The 22,749-nt window shown below is 63.7% G+C and carries 20 protein-coding genes; 15 read left to right on the top strand and 5 right to left on the bottom strand.

Features of this window, described 5'->3' with window-relative positions; all coding sequences use genetic code 11:
• Positions 1-69: 69 nt before the first annotated feature.
• Positions 70-702 carry a CG0192-related protein gene (locus tag RY1_RS03510; RefSeq protein WP_072802062.1) on the bottom strand — a complete coding sequence of 211 codons (633 nt, stop codon included), beginning with the start codon at positions 700-702 and terminating at the stop codon, positions 70-72.
• Positions 703-883: 181 nt separating this feature from the next.
• Here RY1_RS03510 and RY1_RS03505 point away from each other — a divergent pair, with 181 nt between their 5' ends.
• On the top strand, positions 884-1,066 hold the full coding sequence (locus RY1_RS03505; RefSeq protein ID WP_072802061.1) for a hypothetical protein: 183 nt from the start codon (positions 884-886) through the stop codon (positions 1,064-1,066).
• Positions 1,067-1,068: 2 nt separating this feature from the next.
• Here RY1_RS03505 and RY1_RS03500 read toward each other — a convergent pair whose 3' ends face one another.
• Entirely contained in the window at positions 1,069-1,611 is a 543-nt protein-coding gene (locus tag RY1_RS03500) for a dihydrofolate reductase family protein (RefSeq protein ID WP_072802060.1), read from the bottom strand.
• 145 nt (positions 1,612-1,756) lie between these two features.
• On the opposite strand from RY1_RS03500, the gene RY1_RS03495 reads away from it, so the two are divergent.
• From RY1_RS03495 to RY1_RS03470, 6 genes are all read left to right on the top strand, one after another.
• The gene (locus tag RY1_RS03495; protein WP_139279722.1) at positions 1,757-3,268 is read left to right on the top strand and encodes an aldehyde dehydrogenase family protein; all 1,512 of its coding nucleotides are present in this window, start codon (positions 1,757-1,759) and stop codon (positions 3,266-3,268) included.
• 38 nt (positions 3,269-3,306) lie between these two features.
• Complete coding sequence (locus tag RY1_RS03490; protein WP_072802059.1) at positions 3,307-4,827, top strand: APC family permease; 1,521 nt, start codon at positions 3,307-3,309, stop codon at positions 4,825-4,827.
• Positions 4,824-6,377, top strand: a complete 1,554-nt coding sequence (locus RY1_RS03485; protein WP_072802058.1) for a GMC family oxidoreductase — start codon at positions 4,824-4,826, stop codon at positions 6,375-6,377. Before RY1_RS03490 ends, RY1_RS03485 begins: the two co-directional genes overlap by 4 nt.
• On the top strand, positions 6,361-8,244 hold the full coding sequence (locus tag RY1_RS03480) for a putative nucleotidyltransferase substrate binding domain-containing protein (protein WP_072802057.1): 1,884 nt from the start codon (positions 6,361-6,363) through the stop codon (positions 8,242-8,244). The genes RY1_RS03485 and RY1_RS03480 overlap by 17 nt, the downstream gene beginning before the upstream one ends.
• Positions 8,245-8,267: 23 nt before the next feature.
• Positions 8,268-10,946, top strand: a complete 2,679-nt coding sequence (locus RY1_RS03475; protein ID WP_072802056.1) for an MGH1-like glycoside hydrolase domain-containing protein — start codon at positions 8,268-8,270, stop codon at positions 10,944-10,946.
• A gap of 85 nt (positions 10,947-11,031) precedes the next feature.
• Positions 11,032-12,135 carry a zinc-binding dehydrogenase gene (locus RY1_RS03470; RefSeq protein ID WP_072802055.1) on the top strand — a complete coding sequence of 368 codons (1,104 nt, stop codon included), beginning with the start codon at positions 11,032-11,034 and terminating at the stop codon, positions 12,133-12,135.
• Here the strand turns inward: RY1_RS03470 and RY1_RS03465 are convergent.
• Positions 12,117-12,929, bottom strand: coding sequence for an ABC transporter ATP-binding protein (locus RY1_RS03465; RefSeq protein WP_072802304.1), 813 nt, complete (start codon positions 12,927-12,929; stop codon positions 12,117-12,119). The genes RY1_RS03470 and RY1_RS03465 overlap by 19 nt on opposite strands.
• 218 nt (positions 12,930-13,147) lie before the next feature.
• Between RY1_RS03465 and dapB the strand changes: the two genes are divergently transcribed.
• The 5 genes from dapB to zwf all read left to right on the top strand — a co-directional run bounded on the left by dapB (position 13,148) and on the right by zwf (position 17,726).
• Positions 13,148-13,906: a 4-hydroxy-tetrahydrodipicolinate reductase gene (gene dapB / locus RY1_RS03460; protein ID WP_072802303.1), complete on the top strand. Its 759-nt coding sequence runs from the start codon at positions 13,148-13,150 to the stop codon at positions 13,904-13,906.
• A gap of 7 nt (positions 13,907-13,913) precedes the next feature.
• Complete coding sequence (locus tag RY1_RS03455) at positions 13,914-14,381, top strand: hypothetical protein (RefSeq protein WP_072802054.1); 468 nt, start codon at positions 13,914-13,916, stop codon at positions 14,379-14,381.
• Positions 14,378-14,827 (top strand): flavodoxin family protein, encoded by a 450-nt coding sequence (locus RY1_RS03450; protein ID WP_072802053.1) that lies wholly within the window; start codon positions 14,378-14,380, stop codon positions 14,825-14,827. Before RY1_RS03455 ends, RY1_RS03450 begins: the two co-directional genes overlap by 4 nt.
• A gap of 172 nt (positions 14,828-14,999) precedes the next feature.
• Positions 15,000-16,220: a winged helix-turn-helix domain-containing protein gene (locus RY1_RS03445; protein ID WP_072802052.1), complete on the top strand. Its 1,221-nt coding sequence runs from the start codon at positions 15,000-15,002 to the stop codon at positions 16,218-16,220.
• Positions 16,221-16,271: 51 nt separating this feature from the next.
• Complete coding sequence (gene zwf / locus RY1_RS03440) at positions 16,272-17,726, top strand: glucose-6-phosphate dehydrogenase (RefSeq protein ID WP_072802051.1); 1,455 nt, start codon at positions 16,272-16,274, stop codon at positions 17,724-17,726.
• A 2-nt stretch (positions 17,727-17,728) separates the two neighbouring features.
• Here the strand turns inward: zwf and RY1_RS03435 are convergent, their stop codons facing one another.
• Positions 17,729-18,235 carry an Arc family DNA-binding protein gene (locus tag RY1_RS03435; RefSeq protein ID WP_072802050.1) on the bottom strand — a complete coding sequence of 169 codons (507 nt, stop codon included), beginning with the start codon at positions 18,233-18,235 and terminating at the stop codon, positions 17,729-17,731.
• A 97-nt stretch (positions 18,236-18,332) separates the two neighbouring features.
• On the opposite strand from RY1_RS03435, the gene thyX reads away from it, so the two are divergent.
• From thyX to RY1_RS03420, 3 genes are read left to right on the top strand one after another with little or no spacing between them, the layout of a single operon-like run.
• A complete protein-coding gene (gene thyX / locus RY1_RS03430) occupies positions 18,333-19,085 on the top strand; it encodes an FAD-dependent thymidylate synthase (RefSeq protein ID WP_072802049.1) in 753 nt (250 codons plus the stop codon).
• Positions 19,086-19,141: 56 nt separating this feature from the next.
• Positions 19,142-20,050 (top strand): 4-hydroxy-tetrahydrodipicolinate synthase, encoded by a 909-nt coding sequence (dapA, locus tag RY1_RS03425; protein WP_072802048.1) that lies wholly within the window; start codon positions 19,142-19,144, stop codon positions 20,048-20,050.
• A complete protein-coding gene (locus tag RY1_RS03420) occupies positions 20,047-21,873 on the top strand; it encodes a ribonuclease J (protein WP_084727146.1) in 1,827 nt (608 codons plus the stop codon). Before dapA ends, RY1_RS03420 begins: the two co-directional genes overlap by 4 nt.
• A 53-nt stretch (positions 21,874-21,926) precedes the next feature.
• Here the strand turns inward: RY1_RS03420 and RY1_RS03415 are convergent, their stop codons facing one another.
• The gene (locus RY1_RS03415) at positions 21,927-22,706 is read right to left on the bottom strand and encodes a sulfite exporter TauE/SafE family protein (protein ID WP_072802046.1); all 780 of its coding nucleotides are present in this window, start codon (positions 22,704-22,706) and stop codon (positions 21,927-21,929) included.
• Positions 22,707-22,749 lie beyond the last annotated feature (43 nt).

Below are 22,749 nucleotides of genomic sequence, written 5' to 3'. Positions count from 1 at the left end.
GCGTCTACGTGCGTCCACCAGGCGTCTCGGCCAGGCGTTGTCCGAGCCGAAGAGGGGTCGTCCCCGACGTCACGTCAGGTGAGCGACAGCAAGCACGGCGGGTGCAATTCGGCCGGGCCAGGTCCCGGACAGGAACGGGTGCGTCGTCTCGGTCGGATTCGGGTCGATCACGCGGAGAACATCGAGATGCATCGAACCGGCCTCGATGGTCGTCGTGGTTCCGAGGACGGAGATTGTGCCAGGCTCCAATGTCGGAACATGTGCATCCGGATGCCCGCTGCCGGTTACGCGAGTGGTCACCTTGCGTTTCTCTGCCGAAACGGGTTGGTCGTACTCGAGTGTGGCTTCGACTCCGCCCGTAAGAATCGTTCGGGCCAGAGCCTCGATGTACACGGGATCTGCGACGGCGTCGTACACCCAGCGGCGACCGAGGACGGAATGTTCCATCGTCGTGACGAGATGGCGCTCGGCGCCCTCGAGGGGCGCGTCGCGATATGTCACGGGCGCGTGCACCACCCGTGTGCCGACGAGAAGAAGATGGGTCTCGATACCGACCGCTCCGGCTGGATCGTCGAACCGGTAAGCACCGAGAATCTCGACACCCGACGTGTCGAGATTCTCGATCCACGACTGATTCGGCAACCACGATCGCATCATGTCGAGCTTGCTGGGCGAGAGCGTCGCACGGTGTAGAAGGGCCATGGCGGCGACGCTACCCGCCTGGTGTGCGGAAGTTCATCGCCGAAAGTTCCACATCGCGTGTATCTGTAACGTTTGTCGGGGAGACGTTGATTAACTCACCGACTCCGGAAATGCGGTACCGCGACCCCCGACTCGGTACCGCTTCCGGAGCACCTGTCCGACGCCAGTCGAAGGAAGTTCCATGTTCGAATTCGTAACCGATCATTTCCCGCACGGTGGCGGACCGCGCGACGACGTCCTCGTCGAGTTCGGCGTCAGCCGCCAGGGCTTCGTCGAGCGGCTTCGGGAGATACTGCTGCAGAACCCGCCGCCGAAAGGGCTCGACGAGTCCGACGTGGCGATGCTTCTGGCAGCGTGTTCCTGACGTCAGCGAACGCCGTAGGTCGTGATGGTGTTGCCGGCGCTGGTGGTCCGGAACGACTGTAGTTCGAGCCTGGTCGGTGGGTCACCCGGCTCGAACAGCCGGCGTCCCGAGCCCGCGATCACCGGGTGTGTCATCAAAGTCAACGAATCGATGAGTCCTGCGAAAAACAGCGACCGGACGATGGCGATACCGCCGCACACCGCAATTTCGCCACCATCGGTGCTCTTCAATTCCTCGACGAACCGAATCAGGTCGCCGTTCACGAGTGTTGCGTTCTCCCACTCGAGGGTGCCGGTCAGCGTTGTCGAGGCCACGTATTTTCGTACCGGGTTGATGAAGGCTGCGAACCCGTCGTCCTCCGCCGTCGGCCAGTAGCTCGACCACTGCTCGTACCCGACGCGCCCGAGGATCACGGTGTCGACACGTCCGATCATGGCTCCCAGTTCTTCGCCCATCTCGGCGTCGAAACTGTCGAATTGCCACTCGTTCGGCGCCTCGACGATGCCGTCGACCGAGTGGAACAATCCTGCTGTCACTGTGCGCATGGTCAGTGGTCTCCTCGTGAATCGTTGGTGACGATGTGGACCTATCGGATTCGTACATTTCATCGCGGGCTTACGGTTGACTCGACTCCGAGTCCATGATCGCGCGGCGACGAAAAGAGGTACAGACGTGTCGGCATCCGGCAATGTGGCAATCGAACCAGGAAACCTTCGGCCTTCACTTCATATCGGCGGCGAATGGTCGGGATCTTCGGACGGCGGGACACGCGAGATCGTCGACCCGGCGACCGGAAGCGCGATACTCGTCGTCGACGAGGCGACGCCGGATGACGCCCGACGTGCGATATCGGTCGCTCGTCATGTATTCGACGACGGACGCTGGGCCGGAACGTCCGTCGCCGAGCGGACGGCGTTTCTGACGAAGATCGCCGATCTACTTCAGCGTGACAAGGAACAGCTCGCCCACATCGAGACGCTCGACACCGGAAAGACGTTGGCCGAGAGTCGTATCGACATCGACGACGTCACTTCGGTGTTTCGGTACTACGCCGAGCTCGCCGCCGTTCACGGGGACCGACTCGTCGATGTCGGTCGACCCGAGGTGATCTCGCGAGTCGTCCATGAGCCCATCGGGGTCTGCGTCATGATCGCGCCATGGAACTATCCGCTGCTGCAGATCTCGTGGAAGATCGCGCCCGCGTTGGCGGCGGGGTGCACGATGGTTCTCAAGCCGAGTGAGGTTACTCCGCTCAGTACGATCGCGTTCGTCAAGCTCGTGCAGGAGGCCGGTGTTCCAGATGGTGTCGTGAACCTCGTGCAGGGTAGCGGCGCGGTGCTGGGTGAGGCTTTGACGGCCAACCCCGACGTCGACTTCATCTCGTTCACCGGTGGTCTGGCCACCGGTCGGACCATTCTGGCTGCGGCAGCGTCGAACGTCACCAAGGTCGCGGTGGAGCTGGGCGGTAAGAATCCGCACATCGTGTTCGCCGACGCGGTCTCCGACCCGACGGCGTTCGCGGACTCGGTCGATCATGTGCTGACCGGTGTATTCCTGCACTCGGGCCAGGTGTGTTCGGCGGGTACCCGGCTCATCATCGAGGACAGCGTCGCCGACCTGTTCGTTGCGGCTCTCGCCGAGCGCGCTCGGGGAATCAGGATGGGGTCAGGACTCGATCCCACGAGCGAGACCGGTCCGCTCGTGTCCGAAGCGCAGCGCCGCAAGATCGAGAAGTACGTTGCGCTCGGTGTCGAGGAGGGTGCAGAACTCGTCGTCGGCGGGTCGCGACCGGACGATCGGGAGTTGGCCGATGGCAGCTATTTTCTTCCCACCATCTTCGACAGGTGTGATCGCACGATGAAAATCGTGCAGGAGGAGACGTTCGGCCCCATACTCACTGTTGAGCGATTCACAACCGAGGAGGAAGCTCTGCGACTCGGCAACGATACGAACTACGGTCTCGCGGCAGGTGTTCGAACGTCGGACAGTGCGCGAGGCGAGCGGCTGGTGCGCGGTCTTCGACACGGGACGGTGTGGCTCAACGATTTCGGCATCTACACAGCAGCCGCCGAGTGGGGTGGATTCAAGCGTTCGGGTAACGGCCGGGAACTGGGCCCGTCCGGTTTGTCCGAATATCAAGAAGCGAAGCATATTTGGCACAACACCTCGCCTACGGCGGCCGGGTGGTTCGTCACCAGATAAGCACGTTTCGGTTCTGCCACAGAAAGGCAGCGCGAGCCATGGCAATCAATTCCGCCAGTGGAATGGACGACTTCGGATACAAGGAGTCCCTCGATCGGAGTCTCGGTAAATTCGCGAGTTTTGCAGCCGGCGTCAGCTACATCTCCATTCTGACCGGAACCTTTCAGCTGTTCTATGTGGGTTTCGGAAATGCAGGTCCTGGATATCTGTGGTCGTGGCCGATGGTGTTCGTCGGTCAACTCTGCGTGGCTCTGTGCTTCATGGAACTCGCGGCGAAGTATCCCGTCGCCGGGTCGGTGTACAACTGGGCCAAACTGTTGGGCCGCAGAGTCGTCGGTTGGTCTGCTGGATGGTTGATGCTGACTGCGTCGATAGTGACTCTGTCCGCGGTCGTGTTGGCCCTCCAATTGAACTTGCCGCGGATATGGAGTGGCTTCCAGATCATCGGGGACGGAAGCGGGTCCAACGACTACGCCACCAATGCAGTGTTGCTCGGCGCGATCTTGATCGCGATCACGACGACGATCAACGCCCTCGGGGTGCGATTGATGGCGATGATCAACAGTTCCGGGGTGTTCATCGAGTTGATCGCGGCAGTGCTGATCGCGGTCATTCTGGCGGCGAACATCACGCGCGGGCCCGAGGTCTTCTTCTCCACCAACGGATACGGCGCAGGCGAAAGCGGCGGATACCTCGGTGCATTCCTGGTCGCATCGCTGGCGTCGGGATACGTCATGTACGGCTTCGACACCGCGAGCTCGCTGGGCGAGGAGACGGTAGAGCCTCGCCGTACGGCACCCAAGGCGATTCTCCGGGCGATACTGGCGTCCTTCGTGATCGGAGGCGCGATTCTCGTGTTCGCGGTGATGGCGGCGCCCGATCTCGAGGATCCGGCGCTGGCCACGCCGGAGGGCAGCTTGCAGTCCATCGTGGAGGCCGTCATGTGGGGTCCACTCGGCACGATCTTCCTGATCTGCATCGTCATCGCTGTCATCGTGTGTTCGCTGGCGGTCCACACTGCAGCAATCCGACTGACGTTCGCCATGGCACGCGACAACGCACTCCCATTCGGTGAAAGTCTGGCCAAGGTTCATCCGAGAACGCAGACGCCCGTGGTCCCGGCAGTCACCATCGGCGTCCTGGCGATCCTGATCCTTGTCGTCAACATCGGACAGCCCCAGATCTTCACCGTCCTGACGTCGATCGCGATCATCATGATCTATCTGGCGTATCTGATGGTGACGGGTCCACTGCTGGCGAAACGTCTGCGGGGCGAGTGGCCACCGAGAGATCTGAAGCCGGGCGGCTATTTCACCATGGGGAAGTGGGGTCTGCCGATCAACATCCTCGCAGTGCTGTGGGGTGTGGGGATGGCGGTCAATCTCGCCTGGCCACGCGAGGCCATCTACGGGACCCCCTGGTACAACACGTGGGGAGCATTCGTCTACATCGGAGGAATTCTCGGGCTCGGTCTGCTGTGGTACGCCGTCAAGGGCCGTCGCCACATCGGGACGTTGTCCTCGCACGCATCGACAGGTGACGAAAGGAGTCCGGCATGACCGACGCTGCCTTCGACTACGTGATCGCAGGAGGCGGCACGGCCGGTTGCGTTCTGGCGGCAAGGCTGAGCGAGGATCCGGCCGTGACCGTCTGCCTCGTCGAGGCCGGGCCATCGGACGTGGGGGACGACAACATTCTCGTGCTGTCCGAGTGGATGCATCTGCTCGACTCGGGATACGACTGGGACTACCCGGTCGAGCCACAGGAACGCGGAAACAGCTTCATGCGTCACGCTCGCGCAAAAGTGTTGGGCGGTTGCTCTTCTCACAACTCTTGCATCGCATTCCACCCGCCTGCAGGGATTCTCGACGACTGGGAGGCTGCCGGGGCGACGGGATGGGGTTCGAAGGACATCCTTCCGCTCGTCGCCCGCGTCGAGAACAACGACACCGGTCGAGGGCACGACGGACCGGTTCGAATCAGGGACGTTCCCCCCGAGGATCCCTGCGGCGCTGCAGTATTGGAGTCGGCGGCAAGAATCGGTCTGCCGACAGTGCAGTTCAACAGAGGCGATACCGTCCTCAACGGTGCCGGATGGTTTCAGATCAACGCCGGCGAGGACGGCACGCGGATGTCGACGTCGCATGCCTATCTTCATCCGATTCTCGGATCCCGCCCCAACCTCGAGGTCCGAACCGGAAGTTGGATCAGCGAAATTCTCATCGACGACGCGCTCGTTGCCACGGGAATTCGCTGTCAGCGCCCCGATCTGACGGGCTACGACACCGTGACCGCTCGACGTGAGGTCATCGTCACGGCAGGCGCGATAGACACCCCGAAACTCCTCATGCTGTCCGGCATCGGACCGGCAGATCGGTTGCGCGAGCTAGGGATAGCTGTTCGCGTCGACTCACCGGGGGTCGGGGAGAATCTGGACGATCATGTGGAGGGTCTGGTCTTCTGGGAAGCATCTCGTCCGATGGTGACGACATCGACGCAGTGGTGGGAGATCGGCCTGTTCGCCACCACCGGGCCGAACCTGACGTACCCGGACGTGATGATGCACTACGGCAGCGTGCCGTTCGACATGAACACTCTCCGCTGGGGTTACCCGACCACCGACAACGGATTCTGTCTGACGCCGAACGTCACCCAAGGCTTGTCGCGCGGCACCGTGCGACTGCGTAGCCGCGACTTCCGCGATCGGGCCAAGGTCGATCCGCGGTACTTCACCGATCCCGGGGGCCACGACGACTCCGTCATGCTTGCCGGTGTGAAGCTCGCCCGGCGGATCGCCGCCGAAGCCCCGCTGTCGGGGTGGATCGAACGCGAGCTCGCACCGGGACCGGACGCGGTGACCGACGACGAGCTTCTCGACTACATCCACAAGACCCACAACACCGTCTACCATCCGGCCGGCACTGCGCGCATGGGCGCGGTGGGAGACCCGATGGCAGTTCTGGATCCGGATCTACGAGTGAAGGGTGTACGGAACCTGAGAGTCGTCGACGCGTCGGCGATGCCGAAACTGCCGTCGGTGAACCCGAACATCACCGTCATGACCATGGCCGAGAAATGCGCAGATCTGGTTCGTGGACGACACAGCTGAATTCCTTCGGCGCTATCCGCCGTTCCAGACCGCGACCCTCGGCGAGCTCGAGGACCTCGCGCACGCGGCCTCGACCGTCGAATATGCCACCGGTGCGCTGATTCTCGATGTCGACATGCGCGACGTCGATTCGGTGTGGGTGGTCCGATCCGGGAGAGTGGTGATCCTGCATCCCGATGATCGGGCGCTGACCGCGGTTCCCATCGACGCGATCGAGGTCGGTGGTGTGTTCGGTTTCTCGGCAATGCTCTCGGGTGCGACATTCGGTTTTCTCGCGCGCACCACCGAGTACAGTGTCGTCGTGCAGCTACCGGGTGCGCTGATGCGCCCACTGTTCTCGAAGCCGGCGGGCCTGGCGTTTCTGGCAGACGCGGTCTCCTCGGCCAATGCGCAGATCGGTGGACCTGCAGACCGGTCGACCGCACGGACAGTCGGCGAGTTGCTCTCCGGTCCAGCCGTCGTCGTCGATCCCGACACCGGTGTGCGAGATGTCGTGCGCACGATGACCGACCGAAGGTCGTCCTGCGCGCTGGTGTCGCTTCTGGGCGGAAGATACGGCATCTTCACCGATCGCGATCTCCGCGAGAAAGTGGTCGCTGCAGGGATCGACATCGATACCCCCGTCCGTGCCGTGATGACCTCGCCCGCGGAGACGGTGACGCCGGATCGACTCGCGGCGACAGTACTCGTGGACATGCTGGAGCGAGGACTGCGGCACATGCCGGTCGTGTCCGTTCGCGGCGAAGTCCTCGGTGTCATCGAAGATTCCGAGCTGCACGCTGCCTCCACGCGTCGTAGCTTCGTTCTGCGCCGCTCGATCGCGGTCGCCTCGACCGAGACCGAGCTGGCTTCCGCCGCACATCGAATTCCCGATCTCGCGGTCGACCTTTTCCGCGGCGGTACCGAGGCCACCGCTGTCAGCGCGATTCTGTCGGTGGTCATCGACAGTGTGGTCCGCCGAGCACTCGAACTCGCGTGGTCGGCGAACCCAGAGGTACCGCGATCGGACGTCGCCTGGCTGACACTCGGTTCCGTCGCGCGCAGGGAGGCGATGCCGTCGTCGGATGTCGACAGTGCACTGTCGTGGTCGGACCGCCTGCCCGATCCGGCCGACGGCGACAGAACGCGAGATACCGCATCGATGGATCTCGCGCGCGCAGTACATCTGATCCTCGAGAAGTGCGGGCTACCCGCGGACTCCAACGGAGCAGTGGCCAGCTCGCCACGTTTTGCCCGGTCGGCGACGCAATGGCGGTCGGCTGCAGCGCACTGGCTCAGCAATCCGTTCGGAGATCGTGGAAACCCCACGGGCGATTCCGGGCTCATCATGTCCTCTCTGCTCGTCGACGGCAGGGTCGTGTGGGGCAACCGCGACCTTCACACGGTGCCGCTGGTGTACCGCACACTCGCCGAGGACCATCCGGAAGCACTGCGACTTCAACTTCGCGATGCACTGGCAGGCCGAGCCCGATCGAGGTCACTGCGTGACGTTCTTGCCCGTCGCGGTGGGACGTTCGATCTCAAGGCACACGCGATCACACCGATCGTCAATCTCGCGCGTTGGGGCGGCATGTCGGTCGGAGTCGCATCCGCGTCCACCCCGGCGAGACTCGCGGCCGCGTCGGGAAACGGGCTGCTGACGGATCGAGACGTCGGGGTGCTGACCGAAGTGTTCGACCTGTTGCAGAGATTGCGGCTGGGGCATCAGATCGAGCAGGTGGCCGCGGGGGTGCGGCCCGGTGACGTACTCGTCATGGCCGATCTGTCGGCGCTGGAGCGAAGTCTCCTCGGCGATGGAGTCAGGGAAATCGCCGCGGTTCAACGACGCGTCGGCTACCTGGCGGGCAGTGTCGGCGTGCGTCGGTGAGCTGAAACCAGCAGACTGATGCGGTGACCGACGCTGCCGCAACACCACCCACGCCGTCCTCCGCGGAACATTCGCGGCTCGCCGAGTCGCCGGGGGTGACGGGCCCATGGCGACAGTGGGGCCCCTACCTGGCGGGTCGGCAGTGGGGGACCGTCCGGGAAGACTACTCGGCCGACGGCGACGCGTGGCAATCGTTTCCGTTCGACCAGTCCCACGCTCGCGCGTACCGCTGGGGTGAGGACGGTTTGGGCGGAATCAGCGACCGCTTCGGCTTTCTCAATTTCGCGTTCGCTCTGTGGAACCGGAAGGATCCGATTCTCAAGGAGCGACTGTTCGGGCTCACCAACGGTGAAGGCAACCACGGCGAGGACGCCAAGGAGTACTGGTGGGTCATCGATGGCACGCCGACGCACAGCTGGATGCAGTGGCTGTACCGGTACCCGCACGCGGAGTACCCGTACCGGCAACTACGTGAAGAGAACGCCGGCAGAGGACGTGACGAGAGAGAGTACGAACTCGCGGACACGGGCATTCTCGACGAGAACCGGTTCTTCGATGTCCAGGTGACGTACGCGAAGGCGTCGCCCGACGACATCTGCATCGTCATCTCCATCACCAATCATGGTCCAGAGGCCGCGTCCGTCGACCTGTTGCCGCACCTGTGGCTGCGCAACACCTGGGCGTGGGGTCGCGACGAACGCGGTGGGACGCTGACCGAGCTGGTGCCACCGGAGTTGCAGTCGGGCGGGATGCGAGCGATCGAAGCCGAGCACGGATTTCTCGGCAAGTACTACCTCAGCGCCGAGGGCGGTCCCGAGGTTCTGTTCTGCGACAACGAAACCAACGCCGCGGAACTGTGGGGTCAGGAGAACCGCACGCCGTACAGCAAGGACGGAATCGGCCATCGCGTCGTGAACGGGGACGAGTCCACGGTCAATCCCGAGAAGACGGGCACGAAGTCGGCTTTCTGGTTCTCCTTCGAGGACATCGCTCCAGGTGTGACGAAGGAGGTGAAACTTCGACTTTCCACGAACGAACCGGACTTGCAGACCTTCGGACGAGGTTTCGACGCTGTCGTCGCCGATCGCCGCGCCGAGGCCGACGAGTTCTACGCGTCGGTGATCGGAGCCGAACTCGACGAGAGCGACCGACATGTCGCGCGTCGGGCATATGCGGGGTTGTTGTGGACCAAGCAGTTGTACCGATACGACGTCGAACAGTGGCTCGAAGGCGACAAGGTGGGTGAGCCCGCACCGGAAACTCGTCAGGGTGCAGGGGGTAGGAACACCCATTGGCGGCACCTTGCGCTCGCGGACGTCATCTCGATGCCCGACGAGTGGGAGTATCCGTGGTTCGCTGCGTGGGACTTGGCTTTTCACACTATTCCACTCGCCCATGTCGATCCCGATTTCGCCAAGGAGCAGCTCGTGCTCATGTGCCGTGAGTGGTCGATGCACCCCAACGGGCAGCTGCCGGCGTACGAGTGGGAGTTCGGCGACGTCAACCCGCCCGTGCACGCGTGGGCCGCGTGGCACGTGTACCGCATCGACGGCTACCGCGATCGGGAATTCCTCGTGCGTGTGTTCACGAAACTACTGCTCAACTTCGCGTGGTGGGTGAACAGGAAGGACTCCGAGGGGTCGAACATCTTCGAGGGCGGCTTCCTCGGAATGGACAACATCGGTCTGTTCAATCGGTCCGCGCCCTTGCCGCCGGGCTTTCGGTTGGAGCAGTCCGATGCTACGAGCTGGATGGCCTTCTACTGCCAGCAGATGTTCAAGATCTCGCTCGAACTGGCACGTCACGACAGCGCATGGGACGACGTCGCCACCAAGTTCTTCGCGCATTTCCTGTCCATCGCCCGAGCCGTGAAATCGTTCGGCTCGCAGCACATCTCGTTGTGGCACGAAGAAGACGGCTTCTTCTACGACGTTCTCGTCCCGCCCGACGGTGACGCGGTTCCACTGCGTGTGCGGTCCATGGTCGGGCTGTTGCCGATACTCGGTGCCACCGAGATTCCGTCGTGGGTCGAAGACGAATGCCCGGACCTCACAGCCCGACTGCGTTGGGTTCAGCGTCGTCGGCCGGAAATGGTGTCGCCGCTGCTCGCTCGTAAGGACGGCGACGAGGTGCGAGTCCTGTTGTCGTTCGTCGAACCGGAGCGACTCAGGAGAGTGCTCGCGCGCATGTTCGATTCCGAGGAGTTCCTGTCGCAGTTCGGTATTCGGTCGTTGTCTGCGTCCTATCGAGACGGTGTCACATACGATATCGGTGGCCGCAGCCTGTCTATCGAATACGAGCCGGGGGAGTCGCGGACAGGGATGTTCGGTGGCAACTCGAACTGGCGCGGCCCGGTCTGGTTCCCGGTCAACGTACTGCTCGCAGACAAACTGCGCGCCTACGGCCGTCACTACGGCGATACTTTCACCATCGAAATTCCCACCGGATCGGGTAATCACCGCACACTGACCGACGCGGCCGATCTCATCGACAACGGCCTCGCGGCGCTGTTCCGACCTGTGGACGGCAAGCGACCGGCGGACGGGCAACGCATCGAGTCCAGTGACGATCCGTTGTGGAGCGTGCACCCGACCTTCAACGAGTATTTCGACGGCGACACCGGCGAGGGGCTCGGTGCATCGCATCAGACCGGATGGACCGGTCTGGTAGCCCACCTGCTGAGACCGCGACTGCCGCTGTAACTACCTGACCTACAGCCGTATCGTCCTGACCTACAGCCGTATCGTCCTGACCTACAGCGGTATCGTCCTGACCTACAGTAGGGCCATGAGAATTCGCGGCGCAGTACTCGAGGAAATCGGACGCTCACGGCCCTTCGCCGAGTCGCAGCCCATCTCCATCTCGGAGCTGGATCTGGCCCCTCCCGGGGAGGGTGAGCTTCTGATCCGCATAGAGGCTGCGGGCCTGTGCCACTCCGATCTGTCGGTCGTGGACGGCAACAGGGTGCGTCCGGTGCCGATGCTGCTCGGCCACGAGGCCTCGGGACGGGTCGAGGCACTCGGGTCGGGGGTCGACGACCTCCCCATCGGAACCCGTGTCGTGATGACCTTCCTTCCTCGCTGCGGCGACTGTGCGGGGTGCCGCACGGACGGACTGATGCCGTGCATCCCGGGTAGCGCCGCGAACAACGAGGGAACGCTACTGGACGGCGGCGCACGTCTGACGCGCGACGGTGCCGAGGTCAAGCACCATCTCGGGGTGTCCGGATTCGCGACGCACGCCGTTGTCAGTCGCAAATCGGTGGTCGCGGTGGATGACGACATTCCTGCCGATATTGCAGCCGTACTGGGTTGTGCTGTCCTGACCGGCGGGGGCGCAGTTCTCAACGCCGGCCGGCCGAAAGCAGGTCAGTCGGTCATGGTCGTCGGGCTCGGCGGCGTCGGCATGGCAGCCGTTCTCACCGCGGTGTCCGTAGGAGCGGGAGAAGTGATCGGCGTCGACGGAGTATCGGAAAAGCTCACCACTGCACGCGAACTCGGTGCGACACAGACATACACACCGGCCGAGCGCGAGGAGAAGGGCATCAAAGCCGACATCGTCATCGAGGCCGCGGGCAACGCACGGGCGTTCGAGGCCGCCGTCGCGGCGACGGCACCGGGCGGTAAGACGATCACCGTCGGACTGCCTTCGCCCGACGCGCGCTCGACGATCTCACCGTTGGGCCTCGTCGCCGAAGCTCGAACCATCATCGGAAGCTACCTGGGTTCGGCGGTGCCGGCCCGCGACATTCCCACGTACGCCCAAATGTGGCGCGAGGGACGGCTTCCGGTGGAGAAGTTGATCTCCTCGCGTATCACGCTGGACGAGATCAACAGCGGCATGGACGAACTCGCCGACGGCAACGCAATCCGTCAGGTCATCACCTTCTGAGTCGCGGTCGCTACCCACCTGCCGTTCCGCCTGCTGATCTCGATGGGGTGATCGAAACATTCGCTGATGTTCTTCGTCGTGAGAACGTCGTCGACATGACCGTCGGCCATGATGCGGCCGTCACGTATCAGAACGGCGTGCGACGTCGACGCCGGAATCTCTTCCAGATGATGCGTGACGAGAATGCTGGCCAGCGAAGGATGTTCGCCGCGCAGGTCGTCCAGCGCCGTCAGAAGCTGTTCTCGTGCAGCGAGATCGAGACCGGTAGCGGGCTCGTCGAGAAGCAATACCGCGGGATCGGGAAGCAATGCGCGCGCGATCAGCGCGCGCCCGCGTTCGCCTTGCGACAGAGTGTGCCACGACGAGCCGCTGCGGTGCGCCACCCCGAGCGAGTCGATCAGTGCGTGAGCACGGGCAACCTGCTCGTCGGTCGGCGACCACCGCGGAATCAGATCGGGAGTGTTGGTCAACCCGGTGAACACGACCTCGAGCAACGTCAGCGGTGCTTCGACGCGAAGCCGAGGGTCGACATGGCCGATGTGTGTTCGTAGCTCGCGCATGTCGACCCGGCCGAGCTGGTGTCCGAGGACGTGGACGGTCCCGTGGGTGGGATGGACGAACGCGCCGAGAAGACTGAGCAGTGTGCTCTTGCCTGCCCCGTTCGCACCGAGAAGAACCCAGTGTTCGCCCTGCTCCACGCGTACCGTTGCCTGGCTCAGGAGGTACCTTCCTCCGCGGACGAGATCGACGTTGTCCGCGAACAGCACGCTGTCGGTGGTGGCTTCTGTGGTCACGAGGGTGACCGTATCTCTCGCGGTGAGGTCCGGCTCTCGCACCCCGGCTCCGCAGGGTGCGAGAACCTCCGCTCTGCGTAGCAGTGCCAGTGCGGAGATCAGCCAACGATATCCGGGACGCGATCTTCATCGATCCCTTACCGACCCGACCGAGGGTGGGCCGAGGTCAGTAGGCTTCTTCGATATCAGCAGTGTCGAAGAAAGCGAGTGAAGCAGTCGTGAAAGCACAAGCACCTATCCGGGTCGGCGTTCTGGGTGCCCGCGGCAAGGTGGGGCAGGCGATCTGCACTGCTGTGACGGGCGCAGACGGACTCGAACTGGTCGCGGAAGTGGATCAAGGCGACCCGATTTCTACCCTCGTCGATGCGTCCGTTCAGGTCGTCGTCGACTTCACTCATCCCGACGTCGTGATGAACAACCTGCAGTTCCTCGTCGAACATGGCATTCACGCTGTCGTCGGGACCACCGGATTCGACGAGGGGCGTCTGGCGACAGTGCGTTCCTGGCTCGAATCCTCGCCGGAGACCGGTGTTCTCATTGCCCCCAACTTCGCGATCGGCGCGGTGTTGACCATGCATTTCGCCGAACAAGCAGCGCGTTTCTTCGATTCCGTCGAGGTCATCGAGCTTCACCATCCGAACAAAGCCGATGCACCGTCGGGAACGGCATATCGGACCGCCGAACTGATCGCGAAAGCACGCGAGAAGGCGGGCGTTGCCAAGAGCCCCGATGCGACGACAGTGGAGTTCGACCATGCCCGCGGCGCCGAGGTGGACGGGGTGCGTGTGCACTCGATTCGTCTCGCCGGGCTCGTCGCCCACCAGGAAGTCATCCTGGGCACTCTCGGCGAGACGCTGACCATCCGCCACGACTCACTCGACCGCACGTCGTTCGCCCCCGGTGTGCTTCTCGGTGTCCGCGAGATCGCCGGCCGCCCCGGACTGACCGTCGGCCTCGACCCGTTCCTGGATCTGTAGGGCCACCATGAACAAAGCGACGAAAGTTCTGATCACCATCGCCGTGATGGTGCTGATCCTCGGTTTCTACTTCTATCTTCTCGGCAGCCGAGGTGTGTCACTGATCCAGGATGGCGGGGCAGTGAGTATCGGGCTCGGCATCGGGGTGATCCTGCTGCCGATTCTGGGTCTGTGGATCGTCTGGGCAACCCTCAAAGCGGGTTTCGAGCATCAGCATCTTGCGGACCGTATTCGCGACGAGGATCTCGAACTCGATGTGTCCGATCTGCCGCGCATGCCCTCCGGGAGAATCGCTCGCGACGCGGCGGACGAGATGTTCCAGAAGGTCAAGGGCGAGTGGGAGAAGGACCCCGACAACTGGCGCAACTCGTACCGTCTCGCCAGGGCGTACGACTACGCGGGTGACCGAGGACGCGCACGCGAGACGATGAAGCGGGCCGTCGAACTCGAACGAGACGAGACCGCTTCGCGATGACCGTCCTCCTCGTCGTTCATCACACGCCGTCGCCGCCGACTCGCGAATTGCTCGAGGCGGTACTGGCAGGAGCGGCGGACCCGGGCATCGAGGGTGTGACGGTGCGCAGTGTTCCCGCTCTGGGTGCGACGGTGCCCGACGTGCTGGAAGCAGACGGATATCTGTTCGGAACGTCCGCCAACTTCGGGTACATGAGCGGAGCGCTCAAACACTTCTTCGACACCACGTACTACACGTGCCTGGACGCAGTCGCAGGCCGTCCGTACGGGTTGTGGGTGCACGGCAACAACGACACGGCGGGCGCGGCCACCGCGGTGCAGAAGATCGCGACGGGCTGGGGTCTGGAGAAGGCTGCCGCAGGTCTCGAAGTCACCGCTGTGGACAAGGCCGCCCGAGACGCGTGCTACGAGCTGGGCGGCACGTTGGCGGCAACGTTGATGGGATGAGCGGTAGAACAGCGGACGTGTACGCGGCGTTTCCACCGGCCGAGTATCACCAAGGGTCCGGCGCCGCTGTCCACCACAGGGCCGTGTATTGGAACGCAGGTCCCAGGCGCTCGTTCGCACGGCAGGAATCCCTGAGCCCTTTCGTGTCGTAGCCGCGTGGCATGGTGGCCTCATGCGCGACATGAGTGCTGCCATGGCCAGACGTACCGCGCTGGCTGCGCAGGGATTGGCAACGCCACGCAAGGCCACGGTCGGCTCTGCCTCGCCGCGGGCCGTGGCGAACGTCCTCGGCCGGACACAGTTGCTACAGATCGACTCGGTGTCGGTGCTGGTTCGCGCGCACTACGCGCCGGTGTTCAGTCGGATCGGTTCGTACGACCGAAGCGATCTCGACACCGCAGCGTGGACCGACACGACGCGGCGACCCAGAAAGCTGGTCGAGTACTGGGCACACGAGGCCGCGTTGATTCCCGTGGAGGACTGGCCGCTGATGCGCTGGCGGACACAGTTGTACGAGCACGGTAGGTGGGGCGGTGCCAAGTCGATCCTCGAACGGAATCCGACCCTCGCCGACGACGTTCTCGGCGTCATCGCCGATCGAGGTCCGTCGAGTGCGGGGGACATCGAACGCGAACTCGAAGTCGAGCGCCCCGGTCGCAAGGGGCCGTGGTGGGATCGAAGCGAAGTCAAGGTCGTGTGCGAGCAACTGTTCGCCGCGGGCGTCGTGTCGGTGGCGACCCGTGCCGGATTCGTTCGTCACTACGACCTGACCGAGCACGTGATTCCCGCCGCTATCCTCGCCCGGGAGGTGGACGAGGAAGACGCAGTTCGTACGCTCGTGTCGAAATCCGCTGGTGCACTCGGCATCGCAACAGAGCCGGATCTCCGTGACTACTACCGGCTTTCGCAGAAGCAGACCAAGAATGCGATCACCGATCTCGTCGAGGACGGAACTCTGGAGCCGGTGCACGTGCGGGGGTGGGGCGCGCAGGCGTATCTGCACAGCGAGGCTCGGGTACCACGGTCTGCGCGCGGGCGTGCGTTGCTGTGCCCGTTCGATCCGATGATCTTCTTCCGGCCGCGCGTCGAGCGACTCTTCGATTTCCACTACCGGATCGAGATCTACACGCCGCAGCACAAGCGAACTCACGGTTACTACGTCTTCCCGTTTCTGCTCGGCGACGAGTTGGTCGCCCGCGTCGACCTCAAAGGGGACCGAGCGCGGTCCGAGCTACAGGTGCTCGGGGCGTTCTTGGACGGCGACCGCGATGCCGGAGCCGTCGCGGCGGAGTTGATGCAGGAGCTCCGAGAAATGGCGGACTGGCTCGAACTCGAGCGCGTCGTCGTCGGCGAGAGGGGCGATCTGGTGGCCGCGCTCGCTGCTGCCGGGTGAACTTCCGGGTTCGTTCAGCGGACACGGTCGAATGGTGCCACTATCACCGGTGTGACCTCGCACGCGTCTCTGCACTCCAGCGAACTGCCACCTCAGGTCGTCGTACTGTTCGGAGCAACCGGCGACCTGGCACGTCGCAAACTCTTGTCCGGGATGATGCATCTCGCGCTGTCGGATCTGGCCCCACGCATACGCGTCGTAGGCACCTCGCTCGAGGAGATGACGAGCGACGAATTCCGACAGATGGCGCTCGAAGCAATCGACGAGTTCTCCTCACGCAAAGTCTCCGAGGAGCAGTGGCGTCAGTTCGCCGGAAAATTGAGCTACGTCTCCCAGAAGGCGGGGCCTGCCGCGCTGGGAGAAGCCGTGGCACGGGCGGAAATCGAACTCGGTCCTGACTCGCGCAGACTTCACTATCTCAGCGTGCCGCCCAAGGCCGCGCTGGCCGTCGTGGAGATGCTCGGCGCCGCGGACCTGGTCAAACGATCCCGCATCATCATGGAGAAGCCGTTCGGGACCGACCTCGCGAGTGCCATCGCATTGAACGCGAAGGTCCACGAGACGTTCGACGAGGACCAGATCTTCCGTATCGATCACTTCCTCGGCAAGGAACCAGCGCAGAACATCCTGGCGTTTCGATTCGCGAACGGGCTGTTCGAGCCCATCTGGAATCGCAACTTCATCGACCACATCCAGATCGACATACCCGAGAAGCTCACGCTCGACGGACGAGCGAATTTCTACGAGTCGACCGGCGCGTTCAAGGACATGGTGGTGACACACCTTTTCCAAGTACTCGCGTTCATGGCGATGGAACCGCCGACGGCACTGGAACCGAGTGCGATCAGCGAGGAGAAGAACAAGGTCTTTCGTTCCATGGTCCCGCTGGATCCACGAAAGGTGGTGCGCGGGCAGTACTCCGGGTACCGCGACGAGCCAGGGGTGGCGCCGGATTCGGAGACCGATACCTTCGTCGCACTGCGATGCGAGATCGACAACTGGCGGTGGGCGGGGGTGCCGTTCTATCTGCGGACAGGAAAGCGGCTGGCCGAGGGACAACGCATCATCTCGATCGCATTCCGGGAACCGCCGAAGAGCATGTTTCCTGCAGGATCGGGTGTCGGCGCGCAGGGACCGGATCATCTGACGTTCGACCTGGCCGACGCCTCGAAGGTCTCGCTCTCGTTCTACGGCAAGAGGCCGGGACCCGGCATGCGGCTGGACAAATTGTCGATGCAGTTCGCAATCCAGGAAACCGAACGTGTCTCCGACGTACTCGAGGCCTACGAGCGGCTGATTCTCGATGCGATGCACGGCGATCACACACTGTTCACGACGGCGGAAGGCATCGAGCGACTGTGGGAGGTATCGGCGCCGTTGCTCGCCGATCCGCCGCCGGTCCGGCTGTACACACCGGGATCGTGGGGGCCGAACGCAATTCACCAGTTGATCGCGCCGCACGCGTGGCGACTGCCGTTCGAACGTGCGTGGCGCGAGAAGAGATAGTGTCAGAAGTTGGGTCGTTCCTTGCGCATCTGGTCACGTAGCGCGCCTTGAACCGCCTGTGAAAGCCAGGAATTGAGTGATACGCCGTTCGACGACGCAGCTTCCTCGGCGCGATCCTTCATGTGTTCGACCATGCGCAGCGTGACTCGCCTCATTTCGCCGGTGACGTCCTCCATCGTCGGATAGTCGTCGGTCGATCGGGCGGAGGTGCCGTCCGGTGCGTCGGGGTTCTCGCTGCTCGTTCTGTCGTCACTGCCGGCCTCGTCGATCCTTCGACGAACCTCGCCGACCGCGTCGGTGCCGTCGAGCCGTACATGAACGGATCGGTCGTCGAGTTCGGTAGAGATCTCGGCTGCGAATTCGGACAGGGCACCGAGCAGCATGAGTCGGGCCGACGCCTCGGCTGCGGCGCCGAGCGCTTCGGCGGTCCTGCGTGTGTGTTCGTCGCCGAGGGCGGCGGCGGCAGCCAGGTCGGCGCGCAGCGAGTCGGTGTACTTGTCGAGTTTCATGACGCCAGTGTGACGTCATTGATGACGTCATGCAAGACGTCACTCGTGGAGCGGATAGGGTTCGAAGAGATTTCAGCAGCTCGAGGGAGGGACGACGGTGTCGAAGACGGTGTCGCTGAAAGTGCAGTTGGTGGCGAAGACCGATTTTGTCCAGCCTGCTGATATTCCGTGGGAGACCGACGCCGATGGCGGCCAGGCGCTCGTGGAGTTCGCGGGTCGTGCGTGCTATCAGAGCTGGTCCAAACCGAATCCACGTACCGCCACCAATGCGTCGTACGTGCAGCATCTGCTCGATGTCGGGCACCTGTCGGTACTCGAACATGCCAGTGTCAGTTTCTACATCACCGGCATTTCGCGCTCGTGCACGCACGAATTGATTCGGCACCGGCATTTCTCGTACTCGCAGCTTTCGCAGCGATTCGTGCCCGAGCGCGACGCCAACGTCATCGTTCCACCGGCAATCGAGGGCGATCCGGTGCTGGAGGCGCTGTTCGAGAAGGCCACCGACGCATCCAGGGCCGCGTACGTGGAGCTGTTGTCGGCATTGGAGGACAAACTGGACGGGGTGACCGGTGCAGCGCTCCGGGGCAAGCAAGCGCGTCAGGCCGCGCGATCGGTCCTACCGAACGCAACCGAGACTCGGCTCGTCGTCAGCGGAAACTACCGTGCCTGGCGGCACTTCGTGTCGATGCGTGCCTCCGAGCATGCCGACGTCGAGATCCGCCGCGTCGCAGTGGAGTGCCTGCGTCAGCTGGTAGCCGTGGCACCGGACGTCTTCAGCGACTTCGAGATCGCCACACTGCCCGACGGGTCCGAAGTGGCACAGAGTCCCTTCGTCACCGAGGTCTGACGGGCACCGAGGTCTGACAGCGGTCGGGTGGGGAGCACCGGGTAACCTTTCTGACCATGACATACGGTGACGCCGCTCCTCCCATCCAGCCACCGTTCGGGACGGTGCTCACCGCCATGGTCACGCCGTTCACCGCCGACGGCAAGCTGGATATCGATGCGGGTGTGCGCCTGGCCCACCACCTGGTGGAACAGGGACACGACGGGTTGGTGCTCGCCGGTACCACCGGAGAGTCGCCGACCACCACCGAGAACGAGAAGCTCGAACTGATGCGCGCGGTGATCGCAGCTGTCGGCCATCGCGCGAGGATCATCGCAGGTGCTGGCTCCAACGACACCGCGCACAGCGTCGAACTGGCCCGCGATGCTGCCCGAGCGGGAGCTCACGGGCTCCTCGTCGTCACCCCGTATTACTCACGCCCGCCACAAGCCGGCCTGTATGCGCATTTCACCGCCGTCGCAGACGCTACCGACCTTCCGGTTATGCTCTACGACATTCCTCCTCGTTCGGTGGTTCCCATCGAAACCGAAACATTGCGCAGGTTGGCCGAACATCCCAGGATCCTTGCGGTCAAGGACGCGAAGGGAGACCTCAACGCAGGTGCGGAATTGATCGCCACCACTGGATTGCAGTTCTTCTCCGGCGACGACCCGTTGAACCTGCCGTGGTTGTCCGTGGGTGCCACCGGATTCGTCAGTGTGATCGGACATCTGGTGCCTGCGCGCCTCCGCGAGCTGCACACGGCGTTCATGGTCGGCGACATCGCACGCGCACAGGCGATCAACGCGAGCCTCATCCCCGTCATCAGGTCCGTCTCACGCCTCGGAGGCGTCAGCGCAGCCAAGGCGGGCCTACGACTCATCGGACTGGACGTCGGTGAACCCAGACTTCCCCAGGTGCCACCGAGCATCGACCAAATCGAATTGCTCGCAGCAGACCTGCGAGCAGCAGGAGTTCTTGTATGAGTAGACCAGCACGATCACGCGGCCGCGCCACCCGAAGCGCCGGACCTCCAGCAGACAAGCCCGCGCAGGCATCGAAGCCTGTCGTGCAGAGTTCGGCGCGAACCCAGCGGCCTGATACCCGCAAGGAGTTCGACCCGACCGACCGCCTCGGCACTCCGCCGAAAGCGCCGTTCAAGGGTTTGCGCATCGTCGCGCTCGGCGGCATCGGCGAAATCGGTCGCAACATGACCGTCTTCGAACATCAGGGCAAGCTTCTGATCGTCGACTGCGGCGTTCTGTTCCCCGAGGATCAGCAGCCGGGCGTCGACCTGATTCTCCCGGACTTTCGGCACATCGAGAACCGCATGGCCGATGTCGAGGCAGTGGTGCTCACCCACGGCCACGAGGACCACATCGGCGCGGTTCCGTTCCTCCTTCGTCTACGGCCGGACGTGCCGGTCGTGGGATCGAAGTTCACTCTCGCCCTCGTTGCGGCCAAGTGCCGCGAACATCGCCTTCGTCCCAACCTGGTCGAGGTCATCGAAGGCCAGAAGACGAAGCACGGGCCGTTCGAGTGCGAGTACTTCGCCGTCAATCACTCGATTCCCGACGCGTTGGCGATCGCGATCCGCACCGAGGCAGGGCTGGCTCTGCACACCGGCGACATCAAGCTCGATCAGCTGCCCCTCGACGGCCGACTGACCGACCTCGCCGGCTTCTCACGCTTGGGCGACGAAGGCGTCGACCTCTTCCTGGTGGACTCCACCAACGCCGAGGTACCGGGATTCGTCACACCGGAGCGCGAGATCGGCGGTGTGCTCGACACTGTCATCGGCAAGGCGAAGCAACGCGTCATCGTGGCGTCGTTCGCGAGCCACGTGCACCGGATTCAGCAGGTCATCGACGTCGCGGAGCGATACAACCGCCGCATCGCGTTCGTCGGTCGATCGATGGTGCGCAACATGCAGATCGCCCAGGACCTCGGATACCTGCGCGTGCCCGAGGGTCTCGAGGTCAACGTCGACACGGCGGCGACGCTGCCCGACGACCGCCTCGTATTGATCTCCACCGGATCCCAGGGCGAGCCGCTCTCCGCACTCTCGCGCATGGCACGCGGTGAACACCGCCAGATCAACGTCAAGGCCAACGACCTCGTCGTGCTGGCGTCATCGTTGATTCCGGGCAACGAGAACTCGGTGTTCGCTGTCGTCAACGGGCTCGCCAAGCGGGGTGCAACCGTCGTGACCCAGCAGAATGCCAAGGTTCACGTCTCCGGTCACGCGTCGGCAGGCGAACTGCTGTATCTCTACAACGCCGTTCGTCCCACCAACGCGATGCCGGTGCACGGTGAATGGCGGCACCTGCGTGCCAACGCCGCGCTCGCCAAGGCGACCGGTGTCGCCGACGACCGTGTCATCCTCGCCGAGGACGGTGTCGTGGTGGACATGGTCGACGGTCTGGCCCGCATCGTCGGGCAGGTGCCGGTAGGGCATGTCTACGTCGATGGATTGTCCGTCGGTGACGTCGGTGACTCGACATTGTCCGATCGACTCGTACTGGGGGAGGGCGGCTTCATCGCCATCACCGTCGCTGTCGATTCGACGACGGGTCGCGCGGTCACCGCTCCCGAGGTGTCCGGCCGTGGATTCTCCGACGACCCGGCCGCGCTCAAGGAGGCAGGCCAGCTGGTGGAGGCCGAGCTGCTGCGCCTCGCCTCCGACGGCGTCACCGACACGCACCGCATCGCTCAGGCAGTGCGACGCGTGGTGGGCCGGTGGGTGGCGGACAAGTACCGCCGCAAGCCGATGATCGTTCCGACCGTCATCGCGGTCGGCCAGAAGTAGTACGCCGTGCGTGCAGGGTTGCGTCCGAACGTGACCCTGCACGCACGTGGCCCTCAGGCCAGAAGTCGCCACAGTCCGATGAGGCCGATCACGACGATCGTGACCCGCAACGCCCACGGCGAAAGTTTTCGGCCGTATCGAGCGCCGACAGTACCGCCGACCAGCGAACCCGCTGCGATGAGCCCGGCAGCGGCCCAGCTGATGTCGTGGAAAGCGACGATCGTGAAGGTCGCTGCCGCAACGACATTGACGATGAGTGACAGCAAGTTCTTTGCGGCGTTCATGCGTTGCATCGAGTCGGGCAACAGCACACCCATCACGCCGATCAGCAGAATGCCCTGTGCTGCAGTGAAATACCCGCCGTAGACGCCGACTGCGAAGGTCCCGAGGGTCAGCAGGACCAACTTGGTGCGGCTGACGTGATCGGCGGCAACTCCTGCCGCCTCCGAACGGTTTCGAGCCCATGCCTGGATGCGGGGCTGCGCGACGACGAGAACCAGCGCGCCGACCAGGAGGAACGGGACGACGGCGGAGAAGACCGACTCCGGTAAGTGGCGGAGCAGCCATGCACCGAGGAGCGCGCCCACGAACGACGCGGGCATCTGCCACCTCAGCCGCGACCATTGTCCCTTCAGTTCGCGTCGGTAGCCCCATGTGCCGGAAACACTGCCAGCCACGAGCCCGACCGCGTTCGACATCGTCGCAACCACCGGCGGATATCCGAATGCCACGAGAGTCGGGAACGTGATGAGTGTCCCCGATCCGACTACCGCGTTGATCGCACCTGCGCCGAAGCCTGCAACGAGAATGATCAGAATTTCGGAGATCGGCACCGATCAGAGATTACGGATGCTGGGCGGTGTGTCCGCCGACGGG

The sequence above is a fragment of the Rhodococcus yunnanensis NBRC 103083 genome, from assembly GCF_001895005.1.
Taxonomy (GTDB): domain Bacteria; phylum Actinomycetota; class Actinomycetes; order Mycobacteriales; family Mycobacteriaceae; genus Rhodococcoides; species Rhodococcoides yunnanense.
The sequence above is the reverse complement of the archived record's forward strand: the minus strand, read 5'-3'. Positions and strand labels throughout refer to the sequence as shown.

Bases quoted from the DNA above. Each gene is read 5' to 3' on its own strand.
- RY1_RS03510 (WP_072802062.1), bottom strand. From the start codon at position 702: ATGGCCCTTCTACACCGTGCGACGCTCTCGCCCAGCAAGCTCGACATG.
- RY1_RS03505 (WP_072802061.1), top strand. From the start codon at position 884: ATGTTCGAATTCGTAACCGATCATTTCCCGCACGGTGGCGGACCGCGC.
- RY1_RS03500 (WP_072802060.1), bottom strand. From the start codon at position 1,611: ATGCGCACAGTGACAGCAGGATTGTTCCACTCGGTCGACGGCATCGTC.
- RY1_RS03490 (WP_072802059.1), top strand. From the start codon at position 3,307: ATGGCAATCAATTCCGCCAGTGGAATGGACGACTTCGGATACAAGGAG.
- RY1_RS03485 (WP_072802058.1), top strand. From the start codon at position 4,824: ATGACCGACGCTGCCTTCGACTACGTGATCGCAGGAGGCGGCACGGCC.
- RY1_RS03470 (WP_072802055.1), top strand. From the start codon at position 11,032: ATGAGAATTCGCGGCGCAGTACTCGAGGAAATCGGACGCTCACGGCCC.
- RY1_RS03455 (WP_072802054.1), top strand. From the start codon at position 13,914: ATGAACAAAGCGACGAAAGTTCTGATCACCATCGCCGTGATGGTGCTG.
- RY1_RS03450 (WP_072802053.1), top strand. From the start codon at position 14,378: ATGACCGTCCTCCTCGTCGTTCATCACACGCCGTCGCCGCCGACTCGC.
- RY1_RS03445 (WP_072802052.1), top strand. From the start codon at position 15,000: ATGCGCGACATGAGTGCTGCCATGGCCAGACGTACCGCGCTGGCTGCG.
- RY1_RS03435 (WP_072802050.1), bottom strand. From the start codon at position 18,235: ATGAAACTCGACAAGTACACCGACTCGCTGCGCGCCGACCTGGCTGCC.
- dapA (WP_072802048.1), top strand. From the start codon at position 19,142: ATGACATACGGTGACGCCGCTCCTCCCATCCAGCCACCGTTCGGGACG.
- RY1_RS03420 (WP_084727146.1), top strand. From the start codon at position 20,047: ATGAGTAGACCAGCACGATCACGCGGCCGCGCCACCCGAAGCGCCGGA.